General features: G+C 70.0%; 13 protein-coding genes. 4 read left to right on the top strand and 9 right to left on the bottom strand.

What is annotated here, in order from left to right:
• Window positions 1-50: 50 nt before the first annotated feature.
• The 8 genes from LPC04_RS01875 to LPC04_RS01840 all read right to left on the bottom strand — a co-directional run bounded on the left by LPC04_RS01875 (window position 51) and on the right by LPC04_RS01840 (window position 9,564).
• On the bottom strand, window positions 51-1,361 hold the full coding sequence (locus LPC04_RS01875) for an MFS transporter (protein WP_275680483.1): 1,311 nt from the start codon (window positions 1,359-1,361) through the stop codon (window positions 51-53).
• Window positions 1,362-1,500: 139 nt separating this feature from the next.
• A complete protein-coding gene (locus LPC04_RS01870; RefSeq protein ID WP_275680482.1) occupies window positions 1,501-2,568 on the bottom strand; it encodes an OmpA family protein in 1,068 nt (355 codons plus the stop codon).
• Window positions 2,569-2,964: 396 nt separating this feature from the next.
• Window positions 2,965-4,566 (bottom strand): FAD-dependent oxidoreductase, encoded by a 1,602-nt coding sequence (locus LPC04_RS01865; protein ID WP_275680481.1) that lies wholly within the window; start codon window positions 4,564-4,566, stop codon window positions 2,965-2,967.
• Window positions 4,559-6,136, bottom strand: coding sequence for a polyamine aminopropyltransferase (locus LPC04_RS01860; protein WP_275680480.1), 1,578 nt, complete (start codon window positions 6,134-6,136; stop codon window positions 4,559-4,561). Before LPC04_RS01860 ends, LPC04_RS01865 begins: the two co-directional genes overlap by 8 nt.
• Window positions 6,136-6,360: a DUF350 domain-containing protein gene (locus tag LPC04_RS01855; RefSeq protein WP_275680479.1), complete on the bottom strand. Its 225-nt coding sequence runs from the start codon at window positions 6,358-6,360 to the stop codon at window positions 6,136-6,138. Before LPC04_RS01855 ends, LPC04_RS01860 begins: the two co-directional genes overlap by 1 nt.
• A 43-nt stretch (window positions 6,361-6,403) precedes the next feature.
• Window positions 6,404-8,017 carry a DUF4178 domain-containing protein gene (locus LPC04_RS01850; RefSeq protein ID WP_275680478.1) on the bottom strand — a complete coding sequence of 538 codons (1,614 nt, stop codon included), beginning with the start codon at window positions 8,015-8,017 and terminating at the stop codon, window positions 6,404-6,406.
• A 46-nt stretch (window positions 8,018-8,063) separates the two neighbouring features.
• Window positions 8,064-9,098 carry an SPFH domain-containing protein gene (locus tag LPC04_RS01845; RefSeq protein ID WP_275680477.1) on the bottom strand — a complete coding sequence of 345 codons (1,035 nt, stop codon included), beginning with the start codon at window positions 9,096-9,098 and terminating at the stop codon, window positions 8,064-8,066.
• Between the two features lie 229 nt (window positions 9,099-9,327).
• A complete protein-coding gene (locus LPC04_RS01840) occupies window positions 9,328-9,564 on the bottom strand; it encodes a hypothetical protein (RefSeq protein ID WP_275680476.1) in 237 nt (78 codons plus the stop codon).
• A 338-nt stretch (window positions 9,565-9,902) separates the two neighbouring features.
• On the opposite strand from LPC04_RS01840, the gene LPC04_RS01835 reads away from it, so the two are divergent.
• Window positions 9,903-11,876, top strand: a complete 1,974-nt coding sequence (locus tag LPC04_RS01835) for a WD40/YVTN/BNR-like repeat-containing protein (protein WP_275680475.1) — start codon at window positions 9,903-9,905, stop codon at window positions 11,874-11,876.
• Window positions 11,877-11,893: 17 nt separating this feature from the next.
• Here LPC04_RS01835 and LPC04_RS01830 read toward each other — a convergent pair whose 3' ends face one another.
• Window positions 11,894-13,150, bottom strand: coding sequence for a D-amino acid dehydrogenase (locus tag LPC04_RS01830; RefSeq protein ID WP_275680474.1), 1,257 nt, complete (start codon window positions 13,148-13,150; stop codon window positions 11,894-11,896).
• Between the two features lie 142 nt (window positions 13,151-13,292).
• Between LPC04_RS01830 and LPC04_RS01825 the strand changes: the two genes are divergently transcribed.
• From LPC04_RS01825 to LPC04_RS01815, 3 genes are all read left to right on the top strand, one after another.
• The gene (locus LPC04_RS01825; RefSeq protein WP_275680473.1) at window positions 13,293-16,031 is read left to right on the top strand and encodes a M16 family metallopeptidase; all 2,739 of its coding nucleotides are present in this window, start codon (window positions 13,293-13,295) and stop codon (window positions 16,029-16,031) included.
• Window positions 16,031-16,264: a DUF1653 domain-containing protein gene (locus tag LPC04_RS01820; RefSeq protein ID WP_275680472.1), complete on the top strand. Its 234-nt coding sequence runs from the start codon at window positions 16,031-16,033 to the stop codon at window positions 16,262-16,264. The genes LPC04_RS01825 and LPC04_RS01820 overlap by 1 nt, the downstream gene beginning before the upstream one ends.
• A gap of 165 nt (window positions 16,265-16,429) precedes the next feature.
• Window positions 16,430-17,599, top strand: coding sequence for an efflux RND transporter periplasmic adaptor subunit (locus tag LPC04_RS01815; protein WP_275680471.1), 1,170 nt, complete (start codon window positions 16,430-16,432; stop codon window positions 17,597-17,599).
• Window positions 17,600-17,602 lie beyond the last annotated feature (3 nt).

Genomic DNA, 17,602 nt, shown 5'->3' with positions numbered 1-17,602 from the left:
TGTGCCGTGCATCCCGCCGGGCAACATCGGGCCGACCCCGAGCCGCGTGGTCAGCGCGCCGCGGGCTTGCGCAGGATCAGCACCGCGATCGCGCCCAGGATCATCAGCACGGCCAGCATGTGCAGGCCGGCGTCGGTGGAGTGCGTCCTGTCCTTGATGACGCCGATGATCAGCGGGATCGCGAAGCCCGCGAGGTTGCCCACCGAGTTGATGAAGGCGATGCCCATGGCCGCGGCCGTACCGCCCAGCAGCGCGGTCGGGTTGCTCCAGAAGATCGGCAGCGCCGACATGATGCCCATCGCCGCGATCGTCAGGCCCGTCATGGCGAGCAAGGCATCGGCGTGGAAGGCGACGCTGATCACCAGCCCCACCGCGCTGGCCACGCACGACACCGCCGTGTGCCAGCGGTACTCGTGGCGCCGGTCGGCGCTGCGCGCCATCAGGTACATCGCGGCGATGCCGAAGGCCCACGGCACGGCGCCGATCAGGCCCACCTGCAGCGGGTCGGGGATGCCCAGTTCCTTGATGATGGTGGGCAACCAGAACGTCACGCCATACAGGCCCGAGACGATCGCGAAGTAGATGAATGCGCACAGCCAGATCTTGCCGTCCGACAGCACCCGGCCGAGGCTGCCGTCGGCCTTGTGCGACTCCTCGGCGGCGATGTCGCGCGCGATCAGGTCGCGCTCCTGCGGCGTGAGCCACTGCGCGTTCTTGACGCGATCCTCGAGCCAGAACCAGGCCAGCACGCCCAGCACCAGCGAGGGCAGCGCCTCGAGGATGAACAGCCATTGCCAGCCCTGCAGCCCGGCGGCCCCGCTCAGCGAATGCATGATCCAGCCCGAGATCGGATTGCCGATCAGCCCGGCCACCGCGATCGCGGCGAGGAACAGCGAGGTCGCGCGCCCGCGCCGCGCGGCGGGGAACCAGTACGTGAGGTACAGGATGATGCCGGGGAAGAAGCCGGCCTCGGCCACGCCCAGCAGGAAGCGCACGATGTAGAAGCTCGTCGCCGAGCTGACGAACATCATCGCCGCCGACAGGATCGCCCACGTGACCATGATGCGCGCGATCCAGCGCCCGGCGCCGACCTTGTGCAGCATCACGTTGCTGGGGATCTCGAAGATGAAGTAGCCGATGAAGAAGATGCCCGAGCCCAGGCCGTAGACCGATTCGCTCAGCCCCAGTTGCTGCTGCATCTGCAGCTTGGCGAAGCTGACGTTGACGCGGTCGAGATAGGCCGCGATGTAGCACAGGAACAGCAGCGGGATCAGCCGCACCGCGACCTTGCGATAGACGGCGTCGGCGGCGCTGTCCGGGAGCGCGGGCGGGCCCAGCGGTTCGGCAGCCAGGGTGGTCATCGTTCGTCTCCAGTCTTGTCGTGTTTGCCGCATCCTGCGACCGCCGGGCGATCTCGGCAGCGGGGGAAACACTCATCCCCGCAACGAAAAAGGCCCGCGAGCCGAGGCTGCGGGCCTGTCGATCAGGGCTTGAGCCTGATCAGTTCACTTGCTTCGTGAACGTGACCGGCTCGATCTCGACGCGGCGGTTCGGCTCCAGGCACTTGATCAGCGCGGGGCGCTTCTTCTCGTCCTTGCACTCGACCACCGGATCGGCCTCGCCCTTGCCGACCGCGGTCAGGCGATTGGCGGCGACGCCCTTGCCCTCGAGGTAGGACTTGACCGAGTTGGCGCGCTCCTCGGACAGCTTCTGGTTGTAGGCCTTGCTGCCGATGCGGTCGGTGTAGCCGACGATGGTCACGCTGGCGATGTCCGAGTTGGCCTGCATCGTCGTGGCGACTTCATCGAGCTTGGGCTGGTTCGGGCCCAGCTTGGCGCTGTTGAACGCGAAGAGTTCGCTGGCCGACAGCGTGTACTTCTTCATCACCGGGGCCGGCGGGGGCGGCGGCGGCGGCGTGTAGACCGGTGCGGGCGGCGGCGTCGTGACGGTGGTCGTCTCCTCCGTGCGCGTCGTCGTGGCGACCGGCACCGGCGCGGCGACCGGCGGCGCGCCGAAGGCCCAGGTCAGGCCCACGTTGACGTAGGTGTTGGCCGAGTTCTTCATGCCGTCGAACGGGTCGCGATGGCGATAGAAGGAGTCGGTCTCGCGGATGTCGGCCTGCATGCCCAGCGTCGGGGTGAACTTGTACTGGAAGCCCACGCCGGCGTTGACATAGGGCGACGTGTGGCGGTCGATGGTAGTGCCGCTGTCGCGCGAGGCGCCCAGGCCGACCAGCACGAACGGACGGAAGCCGGCCGGCGTGAACAGGTACAGCGCGTCGACGCCGCCGAGGTACTCGTGCATCTTGAGGCCGTGATCCTTGGACTCGGCGTAGTTGCCGCCGACCTGGATGTCCCAGCTCGGGTTGAGCGGCACGCCGATCTTGACGCCACCGCCGTAGCCGACCTTGTCCTCGGGGAACTTCGAATCCGGCTTCATCACGCTGCCATTGAGCAGGATGTAGGCGTTGGGGTTGTAGGTGTTCTCTTGTGCAGAGGCGGTGCCGATGCAGGCGAGCGCGGCGGCTGCTGCCAGCACGTTGATCGCGAGCGATTTCTGTCGAGTCATTGACTCACTCCTGATGAAGTTTTTGGAAGGGGTGTCACGGGTGTCCAACGAGGCCCCGTGCGCTGGGCGCTCTCGTTAGGAGACGCGACCATACGTCGTCCGGTATCGGCGTCGTCGACCGTTTGCCGTCCCGCGCGGAGGAGTTCCTCGGCGTGGGGCAACGCAACAACGCTTGACCGGACATGGTGTGGCTTTTGGCAATCAGCGTTCCCGTTGCCTGTCGCCACGCCGAGTGACCGTTTGTGTCGTGTCTCACCGCTGGAGAACGACGGCCACGCCGCGTTTCTTCCCCATGTGATGTAACGGCTCGTTAGCTCGTCATTCCGCGCAATGCCGTTCCGATTCCCGTAATCGCGTCGGCTTGTGTTGCCGATGCGTAAACACCCAGGGCCGTGTTCAGGCAGCCGCAAGCCCCAGCGCGCGCGCGGCGCGCCGGCCCGCGGTGTCGCCGCGCGTGAATGCCTCTTCGAAGACCGAATAGGCCGACAGGTCGGCGTGCGCGAAGCTGAGGCGCGTCGCGCTGTCCGGCACGGCGGCGAGCGCCGCGCTCGAGCGCACGCCCGGCGTCGGGATGGCCATCGCGTGGCCGTGGCGCACGATGTCGACCTGCACCAGGCGCTGGGCCAGGTCGGGATGCACGACGCGCAGGTCGTCGAGGATCAGCTGCGTCGCGTCCTGCCACGACATCGCGAGCAGCCGCGCGCGATCGGTGTCCGAGAAGGCCCAGTAAGCCGTCAGGAGCCGCTCGCCGACGACGCGCGCGAGGCTCTGGTGCTGCGCGTCGACATAGCCGAGAGACGGGCTGCCGTGGATCACGTTGTCCCATGACAGCGGCGCGCCGACGCGGTCCAGCGGCAACTCGTCCAGCCGCAGGTTGGCCACCATCCACGGCGCGCGGCGCTGCAGCTTCGCGGCCGCGACGAGCGCCGCTGGCGGCGCACTGAGCACGTGCGTCGCGATGAACAGCGGCGTCGCGACGATCACGTGCCGCGCGCTCCAGCGCTCGACCTCGTCGCCGGCGAACGCCCAGGCCGTGATGTCCTGCAGGCCCTCGTCGATGCGGAAGACGGCGCGGCCGGTCAGCACGCGATCGGCGAAGGGGCGGCGCAGGGCCTGCATCAGCGGGGCATTGCCGTCGGGCCAGGTCAGCACGGGGTCGCGGTCGTTGCTGTCGTCGCCGGGCGCGCTGAAGCCGTGGCGGCTCGCGAAGTAGTGCACCAGCGCCCAGGCGGACACGGTGGCGATGCCGGCGCCGTAGTCGTCGCGGCAGCAGTAGTCGAGGTAGGCCAGCACCAGCGGATCGGTGATGCCCTGGTCGTGCAGCCATTGCGCGGCGGTGAGGGCATCCAGCGCGGCGTGCGCGGGCGTCCACGGCGCGCGCGCGGTGGGCAGCGCGAATCCGATGCGGCCGGCGTCGGCGATCGCCTTCGCGAGCAGGCGGTATTGCACCTGCGTCGTCGAGTCGCGCGGCACGTTGGGCAGCAGGCCGTCCTGCCAGCGGCCGTTGAAGTAGAGGCGCTCCTGCGGGCTGTGGCACAGCTGGCGCTCGTCCCACTTCAGGCCGCCGGCCGTCGGCTTGGCGAGTCCGATCTCGACCAGCCAGGCCTGGATGTCGGACGCCGCGGGCCCGGGCAGCGGCAGGTAGTGCGCGCCCAGCGGGCAGCGCAGCCCGTGCATCGCATGGCCGCGGCTGTTGCCGCCGGGGGCGTCCTCGAGCTCGAGCACCGCGAAGTCGCCGATGCCCGCACGCTGCAGCGCGCGCGCCGCGGACAGCCCCGCGATGCCGCTGCCCACCACGAGCACGTCGCAGCGGCGCGCGCGCGCGCCCGCGGGCGGGTGCGCGGCCGCGTCCCGAACGCGATGGCCCAGCACCGCGTTGTCGCCGATCCAGCGGCCGTCGACCCGCGTGCGCCAGTCGTCGGGCTTCGCGCAGCCGCCGAGGATCGCCGGGGCCGCGAGCGCGGCGCCGAGGAACCCGCGCCGCGAAGGGCTAGTCATGCACCTTGCCCCATTCCTCTTCGAATGTCCGCACCAGCGTCTGGTTCGACAGCCGATTCGGCTCCGCGGGCACGCGCGACATGTCGGGCGGGAAGTCGAGCAGCGCCTGCATCCCCGGCAGCGTGAGGAAGCGCATCCCCGCGGGCAGCGCGCGCGGCAGCACCCACGGCCGGTGGCTCGCGATGATGAAGCCCCATTCGCCGAAGCTCGGCACGTGCACGTGGTACGGCACGACGTGCAGGCCGACCGTCTCCAGCGTGGTGGCCACCGTCCAGAAGCTGCGCCGCGCGACCAGCGGCGAGGTCGTCTGCACGACGGCGTATCCGCTCGCGGCCAGGTGCTGGTCGACCAGCTCGTAGAAGCTCGTCGAGTACAGCTTGCCGAGCGCGTAGTTGCTCGGGTCGGGGAAGTCGACCACGATGACGTCGTACGAGTCGTCGTGCTGCTCCAGCCACGCGAACGCGTCGGCGTTGACGATGTGCACCCTGGGCGACTTCAGCGAGTGCTCGTTGAGCGCCGCGAGCACGGGGTCGTCGGTGAACAGCCGCGTCATCTCCGGGTCGAGCTCGACCTGCGTGACCTGTTCCACCGACGGGTATTTCAGGATCTCGCGGATCGCCAGCCCGTCGCCGCCGCCCAGCACCAGCACGCGCCGCGGCGCGCCGTAGCCCGCCATCGCCGGATGCACGAGCGCCTCGTGGTAGCGATACTCGTCCTTGGAATTGAACTGAAGGTTGCCGTTGAGGAACAGCCGCAGCGTGCCGGACTGCTCGGTGACGACGATGCGCTGGTAGGGCGTCGACTCGTGCAGCACGACGCCGGGGCCGTAGAACCTGTCCTCCGACCAGGTGGTGAGCAGGTCGCCCATCGCCATGGCCGCGACCAGCAGGGCGAAGATCGCGCCGCACTGCGCGGCGAGCCAGCGCCAGCGCGGGATGTCGCCGCGGAACAGCCACAGCGACCAGATCGCGACCAGCGTGTTGAGCAGGCCGAAGAACACGCCCGACCGCACGATACCCAGGTGCGGTACCAGCAGCAGCGGGAACGCGACGGAGACGACCAGCGAGCCGAGGTAGTCGAACGTGAGCACCTGCGAGACCAGCGTCGACAGGCTGTCGCGGCCCTTCAGGTGCTTGTCCAGCAGGCGCAGCACGATGGGGATCTCGAGGCCGACGCCGACGCCCACGAGCGTGACGAGCCCGTACAGCAGCACCTTGAACGAGATCAGGCTGGCCGCGGGCAGCGTGGCGTGCGCGGCGAACAGCGCGGCCGGCATCAGGCCGCCGATGACGCCGACGATCAGCTCGACGCGCACGAACATCGTCGCCAGCTGTTCGCGCACGTGGCGCGAGGCCCACGAGCCCAGGCCCATCGCGAACAGGTAGGTGCCGATCACGGTGGAGAACTGCAGCACCGAGTCGCCGAGCAGGTAGCTGGCGAGCGCGCCCGCGCACAGCTCGTAGACCAGGCCGCAGGCAGCGACCACGAACACCGAGGCGAGCAGCGCGAGCTCGCCGGGGCCGACGCGCGGCGCGATGGCCGCGTCGGCCTCTCCGGAACGCAGGCCCATCAACCGTGGATCGCGGCGGCGATGATCATGCCCAGCGCGATGAACATCGCGCCCACGACGATCGCGAGCGCCACGTTCTTCTCCTCGACGAGCTGGTGCCACAGGTGGTACGGCGTGAGCTTGTCGATAACGATGAACGCGATCCAGAGCACCACCACGCCGATCACGGCGTAGAGGATGGTGCCGCCGATCAGGTCGGGCCTGAGCCATTCGGGTGTCGTCATCGCTTGCTCCTTCGAATGAATGTTGTCATCGTGCCTGAAGCGGCTACTTGTGCCCGCCGCCGCCGGACGAGTAACCGCCCCAGGCGCCGCCGGTGCCGTAGTACGCGCCCGTGCCCGCGGCGTCGCGCGCCTTGCACTGCTGGTATTCCTGGCTGTAGGCGCCGAACGCGCGGCGTTCGTTGCGGCAGGGGTCGCGGCTGCACCAGGCGAGCAGCAGCAGCACGACGACCAGCAGCACGATCAGCATCGGCCACGAGATCATGCGCCCGGGCCCGACCAGCGAGCCCAGCGACGGCGGCCCGGTCGGTCCGCTGCGCTGCAGCTGCGCCGCCTCGGCCGGCGCGAGGCCGAAGACGCTGGCCACCATCGCGGCGGGGATCGACTCGCCGGCCGACCACGTGGTCTCGCTGGGCGTGCTCTCCTTGCTCAGGAAGGCGCGATGGCCGCTGGCGGAGCCCTCGTAGTCCTCGTGCTGCGTGCGCTGGCTGGCTTCCACCTTCCAGTAGAACTCGCCCAGCACGTAGGTGTTCTCTGACGTGTACGTCCAGCGCCGCTGATACCGGGTGCCGTACCACGTCGCCTGGTCGCCGCGCACCTCGGGCACGCCGGTGAGCACGCGCACGACGCTCCAGCCCTCGTTGGTGTCGACGAGGAAGGCGAAGCCCTCGGTGCGGTTGTAGAGCAGGTATTCGCGCCAGGCCTCGGCCTCGTCGGACGCGCCGGACATCAGCTCCATGCGCTCCATGTAGCCGACGACCTGCCACGGCAGCGCCGGCGCGCCGCTAGGGATCGGCAGCGTGCCGGTGCGCCCGAGCGGGATGCCCGGCTCCATGCGATTGAGCTGCGCGTAGTGCGCCATGTCGGGGCCGATGCCCTTCGACAGGTCGACCACCGACTTGCAGCTGTCGCACACGACCGACTGCGACGTCGCCAGCGTGATCCTCAGCGGCGCGCCGCAGTTGGGGCAGGGCGGCGACTGCACCTTGAGCGTCTTCTCGCCCGCGCCGCCGATGCCGTCCTCGCGCAGCCCCGACATCTTGAGATCGGCCAGCCGCACCGACTTGCCGACCGACCACGTCGTCAGCGCGCCGTCGACGGACTCGAGCGTGCCGACCTCGTCGGCCGTGTTGCGCAGGTCGGAGACGACGATCGCGCGGTCCGCCGGCGGCGGCGAGATCAGCTCGCCCTGCGCGGCCAGCAGCTTCGCGTGGACGATGGAGGCGACGCGCCAGGGCCGCCCGTCGACGGTGATCGGCGCGCCGGCCTGCAGCTGCTCCGGCAGCGGCGCGCCGGCGGGCACGGGGATGTCGAACGCGAAGACGTAGCGGCCGTTGTCCTCCGACAGCCAGCCGCTGCGGCCGTTGTCGAACAGCGCGTGCCACTCGTTCCACGGGCCTTCGTCGGTGCCGAACTGCAGCCGGCCGACGAGCATGAAGCTCGCGCCCTGCCAGCTGCCGCTGGCGCCGATCGTCAGCGGCGTGAAGTCGTCGAAGACCTCGGCGCTGGTGCCGATCTTGCGCAGGTCGGCGCCGTCGCGCACCAGCGTGCTGCGGCAGAAGCCGCAGACCGCGCTGGCCGACGCCGCCGACTTGAATTCGACCGGCGCGCCGCAGTTGGGGCAGGGCGCGCGCCAGGCGCGCTGCGGCGAGGTGGCCATCAGGCGGCCGCCCCGGCGTCGCGCTTGCGCTCGCGGGCGTGCGCGATCACAGCTTCTTCAGCAGCTCGGTCTTCTTGGCCGCGAACTCTTCCTCGGAGAGGATGCCCTTGGCCTTCAGGTCGCCCAGCTTCTCGAGCAGCGCCATGATGTCCTGCACCGGCGGCGGCTCGCCGCTGGCGGCCGCGGCCGTGCCGATGCCTGTGCCCAGGCCGCCGGCGATGTTGCCCGCGAGCACCTGGCCGAGGGCCACGCCCGCGCCCAGGCCCATCGCGCCGCCGGCGATGCCGCCGCCGCCCTGGCCCGCGGCCTCGGCCAGCTTCGGGATCGACTGCGCGGTCTGGTACTGCATGAACGCGCCCATGTTCTGGCCGACCATGCCCATGCCGATCTTCTGGTCGAGGATCTTCTGCAGCTCGTCGGGCAGCGAGACGTTCTGCACCGTCACCATGTCCAGCGCCAGGCCCAGCGCGGCGAACGCGGGCGCGACGGCGGTCTTGATCTGCGTGGCGAACTCGACCTGGTTGGCGGCGAGGTCGAGGAAGGGAATGCCGCTCTGGGCCACCGCGTCCGACAGGTGCTGCAGCATCAACCCGCGCAGCTGGCCGTCGATCTCCTCGACGGTGTAGGTGCCGCGCGTGCCCGAGACCTGCTGCTGGAACAGCTTCGGATCGGCGACGCGCCACGAGTAGTTGCCGAACGCGCGGATGCGGATCGCGCCGAAGTCCTTGTCGCGCAGCGTGACGGGCTGCGGGGTGCCCCAGCGCTGGTCGACCTGCAGGCGCGTGCTGAAGAAGTAGACGTCGCTCTTGAACGGGGACGCGAACAGCTTGTCCCAGTTCATCAGGTTGGTCAGCAGCGGCAGCGTGTGCGTGTTGAGCGTGTACAGGCCGGGCCCGAACGCGTCGGCCGCGCGGCCTTCGTTGACGAACAACGCGGCCTGCGACTCGCGCACCGTCAGGCGCGCGCCGTTCTGGATCTCGTTGTCCTGCATCGGATAGCGCCATGCCAGGATGCCGTCGCCGGGCTCCTGCCACTCGATGACGTCGATGAACTGCTTCTTGATGAATCCCATCAATGACATGGCTGCCTCCACTTGGCTGCGAGTTGCTTTCAGGGCGGATCATAGACGCATGGGCGGCGCGGGAAGGCGCGTTCCGGCGGCTGGCGCCGTCCGGGCGACGAAGCGACGATTTCGACGGCCCGACAACCGGGGATTGCGGTTCACAAGGAAAAAAGGGCCGGCCCGCGTCGCGGGTCGGCCCCTGCAAGCGCGCGCCGTCAGGCCGGCACGCGCGCTCTCTGAATCTGAATCAATGGGCGGGCGTGTCGGCCTGGGCGACGATGCTGATCTCGACGCGCGCGACGCGCGGCTTCGCGGGTGCACCGGCGGCGGCGCCGTCCTCGGTCGCGACGACGGCCGATGCGGCCGGCCCTTGCGACAGCGCATACACGCCGCCCATCTCGAGGGCCACGACGAGGAACAGGCCCAGCGCGACGACGCGCGAGGAGATCTGCATGATCGGGGCGGCAACGTGATTCTTGGACATGAATTCCCTCCAGAACAATGGTGCCGACGGTGCGAGGCCGCGGCGTTCGTTGCGCCGTGCCTCCGGCGGAAGCCCTTGATCAGCGCGACTTCATCGTAGGGCGGCTGTCCCCTCAGCGGATCAGTTCGCGACGCGTCGCAAGCCCGCGCGATGTCGAATAGGTCACGGTTACAAGATGTTTCAGCGACATGGCCGCACTCAAGACGCCGGACGCGCTGCCGATACGCCGCCCCGCGCCGGCGAGATGGCCGAGAAACCAACGCTACTCCGCCGATGAGGTGCGTCCTCTCGACGGTAGCGTGAGGGCCTCACCAACTTGTCGATAGCGCGGTAGCCCCATGACGATCTTCCGGCAGGCCGCCAGGGCCTTCTCAATCAGCGGCGTGCTGGGCCTCGCGGCGTTTCTCGCGGCCTGTGGCGGCGCCACCGGGCCGGCGGGTGCGACGGGGCCTGCGGGCACGAGCGGGCTGGAGGGGCTGGACGCCCGCGTGCAGGTCCTGGCTGAAGCGCCGGGATCCAACTGCACGGCCGGCGGCAGCAAGATCGTCGCCGGCCTCGATGTCGACAACGACGGCGCGCTGGAGTCCAACGAGATCACCAGCACGCAATACGTCTGCAACGCCGCGCCAGGGCTGGTCGGCGCCGCGGGCGCGACCGGGGCGACGGGCAGCGATGGCCTGTCGACGCTGGTCGCGATGAGCGACGAGCCGGCCGGCGCGAACTGCGCGAACGGCGGCAAGCGCCTGGACGCCGGCAAGGACGTGAACGCCGACGGCGTGCTGCAGCCGCCCGAGGTGACGTCGACCAGCTATGTCTGCAACGGCGCCACGGGCGCGACCGGTGCGACCGGAGCCGCAGGCTCGACGGGTGCCGCCGGCGCCACGGGTGCCACGGGCCTGGACAGCCTCATCTCGGTGACGGCGGAGCCCGCGGGCGCCAACTGCACGTACGGCGGCTCCAAGGTCGCCTCCGGCGTCGACAGCAACCGCAGCGGCGTGCTGGACGCCGGCGAGATCACCACCACCACGTTCCTGTGCAACGGCGCGCCGGGAGCGAGCGGCGCCGCGGGTGCCACTGGCGCAACGGGCGCGACAGGGGCCACGGGTGCAACGGGCGCGCCCGGGCCCGCGGGCCCGGGCGTGGCCTGGGTCGACGTCGGCGCCTCGGCGGTGACGGCGCAGGCCAACACGGGCTACCTCGCCGACAGCGCGAGCCTGGTCACCGTGACCTTGCCGACCACGCTCGCCGTGGGCGATGTCGTCCGGGTCTCGGGCATCGGCGGTGGTGGCTGGAAGGTGGCGCAACAGGCCGGCCAGACGATCGCCACCGCGGGCATCGCGACGACGACGATCGGCGCGGCCTGGACATCGGCCACGGACACGCATTCCTGGGATGCATTGGCGTCGTCGTCCGACGGCCGGAAGCTCCTCGCGGCGTCCGGCGGCGGCCAGCTGTACACGTCGACCGATTCCGGCGCGACCTGGACGGCCCGCGATGCGAATCGCGGCTGGTCGGCGGTCGCGTCGTCCAGCGATGGCACGCACCTGGTCGCGGTCGGGTTCGGCGAGCACGTCTACACGTCCACGGACTCGGGCGTCACGTGGACGCCGCAGGATGCCGCACGCGCCTGGAAATCCGTCGCGTCCTCGGACGACGGCGTCGAGCTCGTGGCGGTCGTCGAAGGCGGCCAGATCTACACGTCCGTCGACAGCGGCGTCACATGGACGCCGCAGGAATCCAACCGCAACTGGTACAGCGTGGCGTCCTCGACGGACGGCACGCGGCTGGTCGCGGTGGAGTTCGGCGGCAACATCTACACGTCGTCCGATGCCGGCGCGACCTGGACGCCGCGCGACGCGTCACGCCGCTGGACCGCGGTCGCCTCGTCCGCCGACGGCACGCGCCTCGTCGCCGCGGAGAACAACGGCCAGCTGTATGTCTCGCAGGATTCCGGCGCGACGTGGCGGCCGCGCGGCCCGACACTGTTCTGGCAGGTCGTCACGTCGTCGGCCGACGGCCGGCGGCTCGTGGCGATCGCGTCGGGCGACCACATCTACGTGTCGACGGACGACGGACTGACCTGGATCGCGCACGGCCCCTTCGGCTTCTGGGGCTCGCTGGCCGCCTCGAGCGACGGCACGAAGCTGTTCGCGTCGCCGCAGAACAATACGCTTTACCGCTCGTCGGCCAGCACGTCGCCGGGCAGCGCGGGGTCCATCAGCGGCGCGCAGGCCGAGGCGATCGAATTGCAGTACGACGGCGCCAGCGCGTTCTCGGTGCTGAGCTACGTCGGCGCGCTTGTCGTGAACTGAGTCGACTCGCGGCGCGCTCAGGTGCCGTAGCGCGCGGCCGTCAGCCCGTCGAAGTCGATCTCCGGCTTCTTGCCGGACAACAAGTCCGCGATCGCGCGCCCCGTGCCCGCGGCCATCGTCCAGCCCAGCGTGCCGTGGCCGGTGGCCAGCGTGAGGTTCTCGAGCCGGGTCGCGCCCATCACGGGCGTGCCGTCGGGCGTCATCGGGCGCAGGCCGGTCCAGAAGGTCGTGCGGGCGAGGTCGCCGGCGTCGGGGAACAGGTCGGTCAGCACGAACTCGAGCGTCTTGCGGCGGGCGTCGTTCAGCTGCAGGTCGTAGCCCGAGAGCTGCGCCATGCCGCCGACGCGGATGCGGTCGCCCAGGCGCGTGACGGCCACCTTGTGCGTCTCGTCCATGATGGTCGACTCGGGCGCGGCGCCCGCGTCCTTGATCGGCACCGTGATCGAGAAGCCCTTGACCGGATAGACCGGGATGTCGATCCCGAGCGGCTTGAGCCACTTGGGCGAGTAGCTGCCCAGCGCGAGCACGACGTGATCGGCCGTGAGGCGACCGCTGTTCGTGTCGACGCCCGTGACGCGCTTGCCGTCGCTGGCGATGCCGGTGATCTCGACGCCGAAGCGGAACTTCGCGCCGAGGGCCTCGGCCATCTTCGCGAGACGCTGCGTGAACAGGAAGCAGTCGCCCGTCTCGTCGCCGGGCAGGCGCAGCGCGCCGACGAACTTGTCCTTGACGCCGGCCAGGGCCGGCTCGTATTGCAGGTAGCCGGCGGTGTCGAGCACCTGGTAGGGCACGCCGTACTGGTCGAGGATCTCGGTGTCCTTGTGCACGCCATCGAGCTGCTTGTGCGTGCGGAACAGCTGCAGCGTGCCCTGCGCGCGGTCGTCGTAGGCGATGCCCGTCTCGGCGCGCAGCGCCTTCAGGCAATCGCGGCTGTATTCGGCCACGCGCACCATGCGCGCCTTGTTGACCCGGTAGCGCGCCTCGGTGCAGTTGCGCAGCATCGCGAAGCCCCAGCGCCACATCGAGGCCTCCATCATCGGCTTGATGATCAGCGGGCTGTGGTTCATCAGGATCCACTTGATCGCCTTGACCGGCACGCCCGGCCCGGCCCACGGCGACGCGTAGCCCGGCGAGACCTCGCCCGCGTTGGCGAAGCTCGTTTCCAGCGCGGGCGCGCCCTGGCGGTCGACGACGGTGACGTCGTGGCCCGCCTTGGCCAGGTAGTAGGCGATCGTGGTGCCGATCACGCCGCTGCCGAGGACGAGGATGGTCATGGTCGGACGCTCGCTTCGAAGGAGTGAGCCAACTATCGCATGGCCGACGCGGGACCGCACGAACCGTCGAGTCCGACGGAACCATCCAGCCTCGCGCAAGCTCAGATGCGTTCCGCCCGACAGCCATGCCAAGATGCGCCCCATGCAAAAGAACCCCTCCTTCCGCTTGCTGGCGCTGAGCGCCGCCCTCGCCGCCGCCGCCGCGGTTGCCATTCCCGCGCAGGCCGCGGGGCTGCCCGCGCAGGTGCGCGAGGTCGAAGGCGTGCACGAGTACCGGCTGCCCAACGGGCTGCAGGTGCTGCTGATCCCCGACGAGTCCAAGCCGACGGTCACCGTCAACGTGACCTACCGCGTCGGCAGCCGCATGGAGGGCTACGGCGAGACGGGCATGGCCCACCTGCTCGAGCACCTGATGTTCAAGAGCACGAGGAACATCGCGCAGGTGTCGACGGAGCTCTCGAAGCGCGGCATGAACTTCAACGGCAGCACCACCGCCGACCGCACCAACTACTTCGAGACCTTCCCGTCCGACCCGGCGCAACTGTCGTGGGCGTTGAAGACCGAGGCCGAGCGCATGGTGCACGCCAACGTCATCAGGAAGGATCTCGACTCCGAGATGACCGTCGTGCGCAACGAGATGGAGTCGGGCGAGAACAACCCGTTCCGCATCCTGATGGAGAAGACGAACGCGGCCGCCTTCCAGTGGCACGCGTATGGCAAGGACACCATCGGCGCGCGCTCGGACGTCGAGAACGTCAACATCCCGCACCTGCAGGCCTTCTACCGCAAGTACTACCAGCCGGACAACGCGACGCTGATCGTGGCCGGCAAGTTCGACGCGGCCAGGGTGCTGGCCGAGATCGCGCAGGACTTCTCCATGATCCCCAAGCCGGCGCGCGTGATCGAGCCCACGTACACGATCGAGCCGGTGCAGGACGGCGAGCGCGAGGTCACGCTGCGCCGCGTCGGCAGCGAGAAGGACCTCTACGTGACGTATCACACGCCGTCGATCGCCAGCCCCGACATGCCGGCATTCAGCGTCATCGCCAACGCGCTCGGCGACACGCCCAACGGCCGCCTGCACAAGCGCCTCGTCGAGTCGGGCAAGGCCACGCAGGCGTTCGCGTGGCCGTCACGCCATACCGACCCCGGTACCTTCGATGCCGGCGCCGTGCTGAAGAAGGACGACGACCTCGACGCCGCGCAGAAGATCTTCCTCGACACGATCGAAGGCGTGAAGACGGAGCCGATCACCGCGGAGGAACTCAAGCGCGCGCAACTGCAGATCGACAAGGGCTTCGACCAGCTGCTCGCGAGTCCGCAGGACCTGTGCGTGACGCTGTCCGAATACATCGCGGGCGGCGACTGGCGCCTGTTGTTCCTGCAGCGCGATCGCGTCGACGCGCTGACGGTGGAGCAGGTCAACAAGGTCGCCGACGAGTGGCTGAAAGCCTCCAACCGCACACTGGGCCGCTTCATCCCGACCGACGCGCCCGACCGCGCGCCGTTCGCGACCCGCACCGATCCCGAGGCCCAGCTGAAGGACTTCAAGCCGCGCGCGGCCGTCGCCGCGGGCGAGGCCTTCGACTCGACCCCGGCCGGCCTCGACAAGCGCAGCCAGGTCTTCACGCTGCCCAACGGCATGAAGCTCGCACTGTTGCCCAAGAAGAGCAAGGGCGGCACGGTGGAGATGCGCTTCGACCTGCACTTCGGCGCGCTCGACAACCTGCGCGGCAAGCGCGGCGCGGGCGAGGGCACCGGCATCATCATCGGGACGGGCACCGAGACCAAGACGCGCGCGCAGCTGGCCGACGCGTTCTCCGCGCTGAAGACCGACTGGGAACTCAACGGCAACGCGGCGCAGGGCCATGCCTCGCTGAAGACGCGGCGCGAGACGCTGATCCCGGCGCTGGAACTGCTGGCCGAGGCGATGCGCAAGCCGTCGTTCTCGCCCGACGAGTACGAGCAGGGCAAGCGCCAGACGGTGCAGGGCCTCGAGCAGCAAAGCGACGATCCGGGCGCCGTCGCGGGCCTGGCGCTGGCGCGCGCGCAGGAGCACTACGCCGCGGACGATCCGCGCTACACGCCGACCGTCGCCGAGGCCGTCGCCGAGACCGAGGGCACGAAGCTGGCGGACACGATCGCGTTCTACCGCGCGTACTGGGGCGCCGACCACGCCGACATGGCCATCGTCGGCGACTTCGATCCGGTGCAGGTCAGGGCCGCGGTGACACGCCTGTTCGGGGACTGGAAGTCGTCGGTGCCGTATGCGCGCATCGAGAGCCCGGTCAGCGACGTGGTGGGGCAGCATCTCGTCTCGCCGCTCAAGGACAAGGCCAACGCGATGACCGTCGGCGCGCTGAATCTCAGGCTGCAGGACACCGACCCCGACTACCCGGCGCTGACGCTGGCCGCGCACGTGCTGGGCGGCGGCGAGTTCGGCTCGCGCCTGAACGCGCGCATCCGCCAGAAGGACGGCTACTCGTACAACGTGGGCGCCGGCATCGGCGCCTCGGCGTTCGAGCCCAACGGCATCATCCAGTTCTACGCGATCTACGCGCCGCAGAACCGCGCCAACGTGCAGGCGGGCTTCGACCAGGAGCTCACGCGCTTCGTCAAGAACGGCATCACGGCCGCCGAGCTGGCCGAGGCCAAGCAGGCCATCCTGGCCGAGCGCGCCACCACGCGCACCAGCGACGCGGCCGTGGCGGGCGGCTGGGCGGTCAAGCTCGACCAGGGCCGCACGTTCGCGTGGAGCGCGGACCAGGATGCGAAGCTCGCCGCGCTGACCGTCGACCAGGTGAACGCGGCGATCCGCAAGTGGATTGATCCGTCGAAGGTCAACTGGTCGGCGGCCGGCACGTTCTCGGACAAGAAGTGATGGCCGGCGACGACCTGCCGCCGCTGCCGCCTGCCGAGCCCGGCCGCTACCGCCACTACAAGGGCGGCGAGTACGAGCTCGTCGGCGTGGCGCGCCACAGCGAGACGCTGGAACCGCTCGTGATCTACCGGCCGCTCTACAACGCGACCGGGTTGTGGGCGCGGCCGTACGACATGTTCTTCGGCGAACTCGAGGTCGACGGCCGGATGCAGCGCCGCTTCACGCGGCTGTAGGCGTCGCCGGATCGCGACGCCTTCTCGTCGATTCACGGCCCAAAATCGACGGTCGGTCGTCTCGCCGGTCCGGTGGGCCCTCGGTGCCGATATGCTTGCGCCTTTCGAGTCTCCCGTCGGAGGCTCGCCGGTACCGCATAAGAGAATTCCGAGGAGCCTGCCAAGATGACGCTGTCCCGCCGCTTCACCGCGCCCCGCACGACCCTGATCGCCGGCGCCGTGGCCCTGGCATTCGCCGCCGGCATGCTGGCCGGTTGCCAGAAGTCCGGTGCGCGTTCCGCGGCGGACGCGGCGTCGGCGCCGTCGTCGGCGTTGCTGATCGCGCCCGAGGACGTGCGCACGGTGGCCCTGCAGACGCACGCGTCGGGCCCGGTGATCACCGGCTCCGTCCAGCCCGAGCGCCGCGCCGACTTGCGCGCCGAGATCTCCGCGGTCGTCCTGCAGGTGCTCAAGGAAAACGGCGAGGCCGTGCACAAGGGCGACCTGCTGGTGCGCCTCGACGACACGGCGATCCGCGACAGCCTGCAGTCGGCCGAGGCGTCCAGCCGCGCCGCGGCGCAGGCGCTGGACCAGGCGCAACGCCAGTACGCCCGGGTGAAGACGCTGCAGGGCGAGGGCATGAGCTCGCAGCAGGCGCTCGACGACGCCGAGGTGCGCCGCAACACCGCGCAGAGCGACCGCGTGGCCGCCGACTCGCGCACCGTCGCCGCGCGCCAGCAGATGACGCGCACCGAGGTGCGCGCGCCGTTCGACGGCGTCGTCAGCGACCGCAAGGTCTCGGCCGGCGACACCGCCGCCGTCGGCAAGGAACTGCTCAAGGTGATCGCGCCCGACAGCATGCGCTTCGAAGGCCTGGTGTCGGCCGACCGCATGGGCGACATCCACCCCGGCCAGGCGGTGCAGTTCCGCATCAACGGCTTCGACAAGACCGACTTCGCGGGCAAGGTGCGCCATGTCGATGCATCAGCCGACGCGGTGACGCGCCAGGTCGCGGTCATCGTCGACTTCGCGCCCGGCACCGCGCCCAAGGTGGCCGGCCTGTACGCGGAAGGGCGCATCTCGTCCGACGCCTCGCAGGCGCTGCTGCTGCCCGAGGCCGCCATCGTCAAGGAAGGCGACAAGGCCTTCGTGTGGAAGCTGGCGGGCAACACGCTCGTGAAGACGCCGGTCACGCTCGGCGAGCGCGACGCGCGCCTGGGCAACGTGGTGATCCTGTCGGGCGTGGCTGCCGGCGACCGCCTGCTGCGCACGCCGGGCTCGTCGCTCACCAGCGGCCAGAAGTTCGAGCTGGCCAAGCCGGTCGCGCCGGCCGCATCGGTGGCGCTGGGCGCCTGACGG

The sequence above is a fragment of the Scleromatobacter humisilvae genome (assembly GCF_023231945.1).
Taxonomy (GTDB): domain Bacteria; phylum Pseudomonadota; class Gammaproteobacteria; order Burkholderiales; family Burkholderiaceae_C; genus Scleromatobacter; species Scleromatobacter humisilvae.
This window is presented reverse-complemented; position numbering and strand designations above follow the sequence as displayed.

What these genes read in the sequence shown, in the direction of transcription:
- LPC04_RS01850 (WP_275680478.1), bottom strand. Translation starts at nt 8,017, where the DNA reads ATGGCCACCTCGCCGCAGCGCGCCTGGCGCGCGCCCTGCCCCAACTGC.
- LPC04_RS01825 (WP_275680473.1), top strand. Translation starts at nt 13,293, where the DNA reads ATGCAAAAGAACCCCTCCTTCCGCTTGCTGGCGCTGAGCGCCGCCCTC.
- LPC04_RS01840 (WP_275680476.1), bottom strand. Translation starts at nt 9,564, where the DNA reads ATGTCCAAGAATCACGTTGCCGCCCCGATCATGCAGATCTCCTCGCGC.
- LPC04_RS01830 (WP_275680474.1), bottom strand. Translation starts at nt 13,150, where the DNA reads ATGACCATCCTCGTCCTCGGCAGCGGCGTGATCGGCACCACGATCGCC.
- LPC04_RS01820 (WP_275680472.1), top strand. Translation starts at nt 16,031, where the DNA reads ATGGCCGGCGACGACCTGCCGCCGCTGCCGCCTGCCGAGCCCGGCCGC.
- LPC04_RS01865 (WP_275680481.1), bottom strand. Translation starts at nt 4,566, where the DNA reads ATGACTAGCCCTTCGCGGCGCGGGTTCCTCGGCGCCGCGCTCGCGGCC.
- LPC04_RS01845 (WP_275680477.1), bottom strand. Translation starts at nt 9,098, where the DNA reads ATGTCATTGATGGGATTCATCAAGAAGCAGTTCATCGACGTCATCGAG.
- LPC04_RS01835 (WP_275680475.1), top strand. Translation starts at nt 9,903, where the DNA reads ATGACGATCTTCCGGCAGGCCGCCAGGGCCTTCTCAATCAGCGGCGTG.
- LPC04_RS01860 (WP_275680480.1), bottom strand. Translation starts at nt 6,136, where the DNA reads ATGGGCCTGCGTTCCGGAGAGGCCGACGCGGCCATCGCGCCGCGCGTC.
- LPC04_RS01855 (WP_275680479.1), bottom strand. Translation starts at nt 6,360, where the DNA reads ATGACGACACCCGAATGGCTCAGGCCCGACCTGATCGGCGGCACCATC.
- LPC04_RS01870 (WP_275680482.1), bottom strand. Translation starts at nt 2,568, where the DNA reads ATGACTCGACAGAAATCGCTCGCGATCAACGTGCTGGCAGCAGCCGCC.
- LPC04_RS01875 (WP_275680483.1), bottom strand. Translation starts at nt 1,361, where the DNA reads ATGACCACCCTGGCTGCCGAACCGCTGGGCCCGCCCGCGCTCCCGGAC.
- LPC04_RS01815 (WP_275680471.1), top strand. Translation starts at nt 16,430, where the DNA reads ATGACGCTGTCCCGCCGCTTCACCGCGCCCCGCACGACCCTGATCGCC.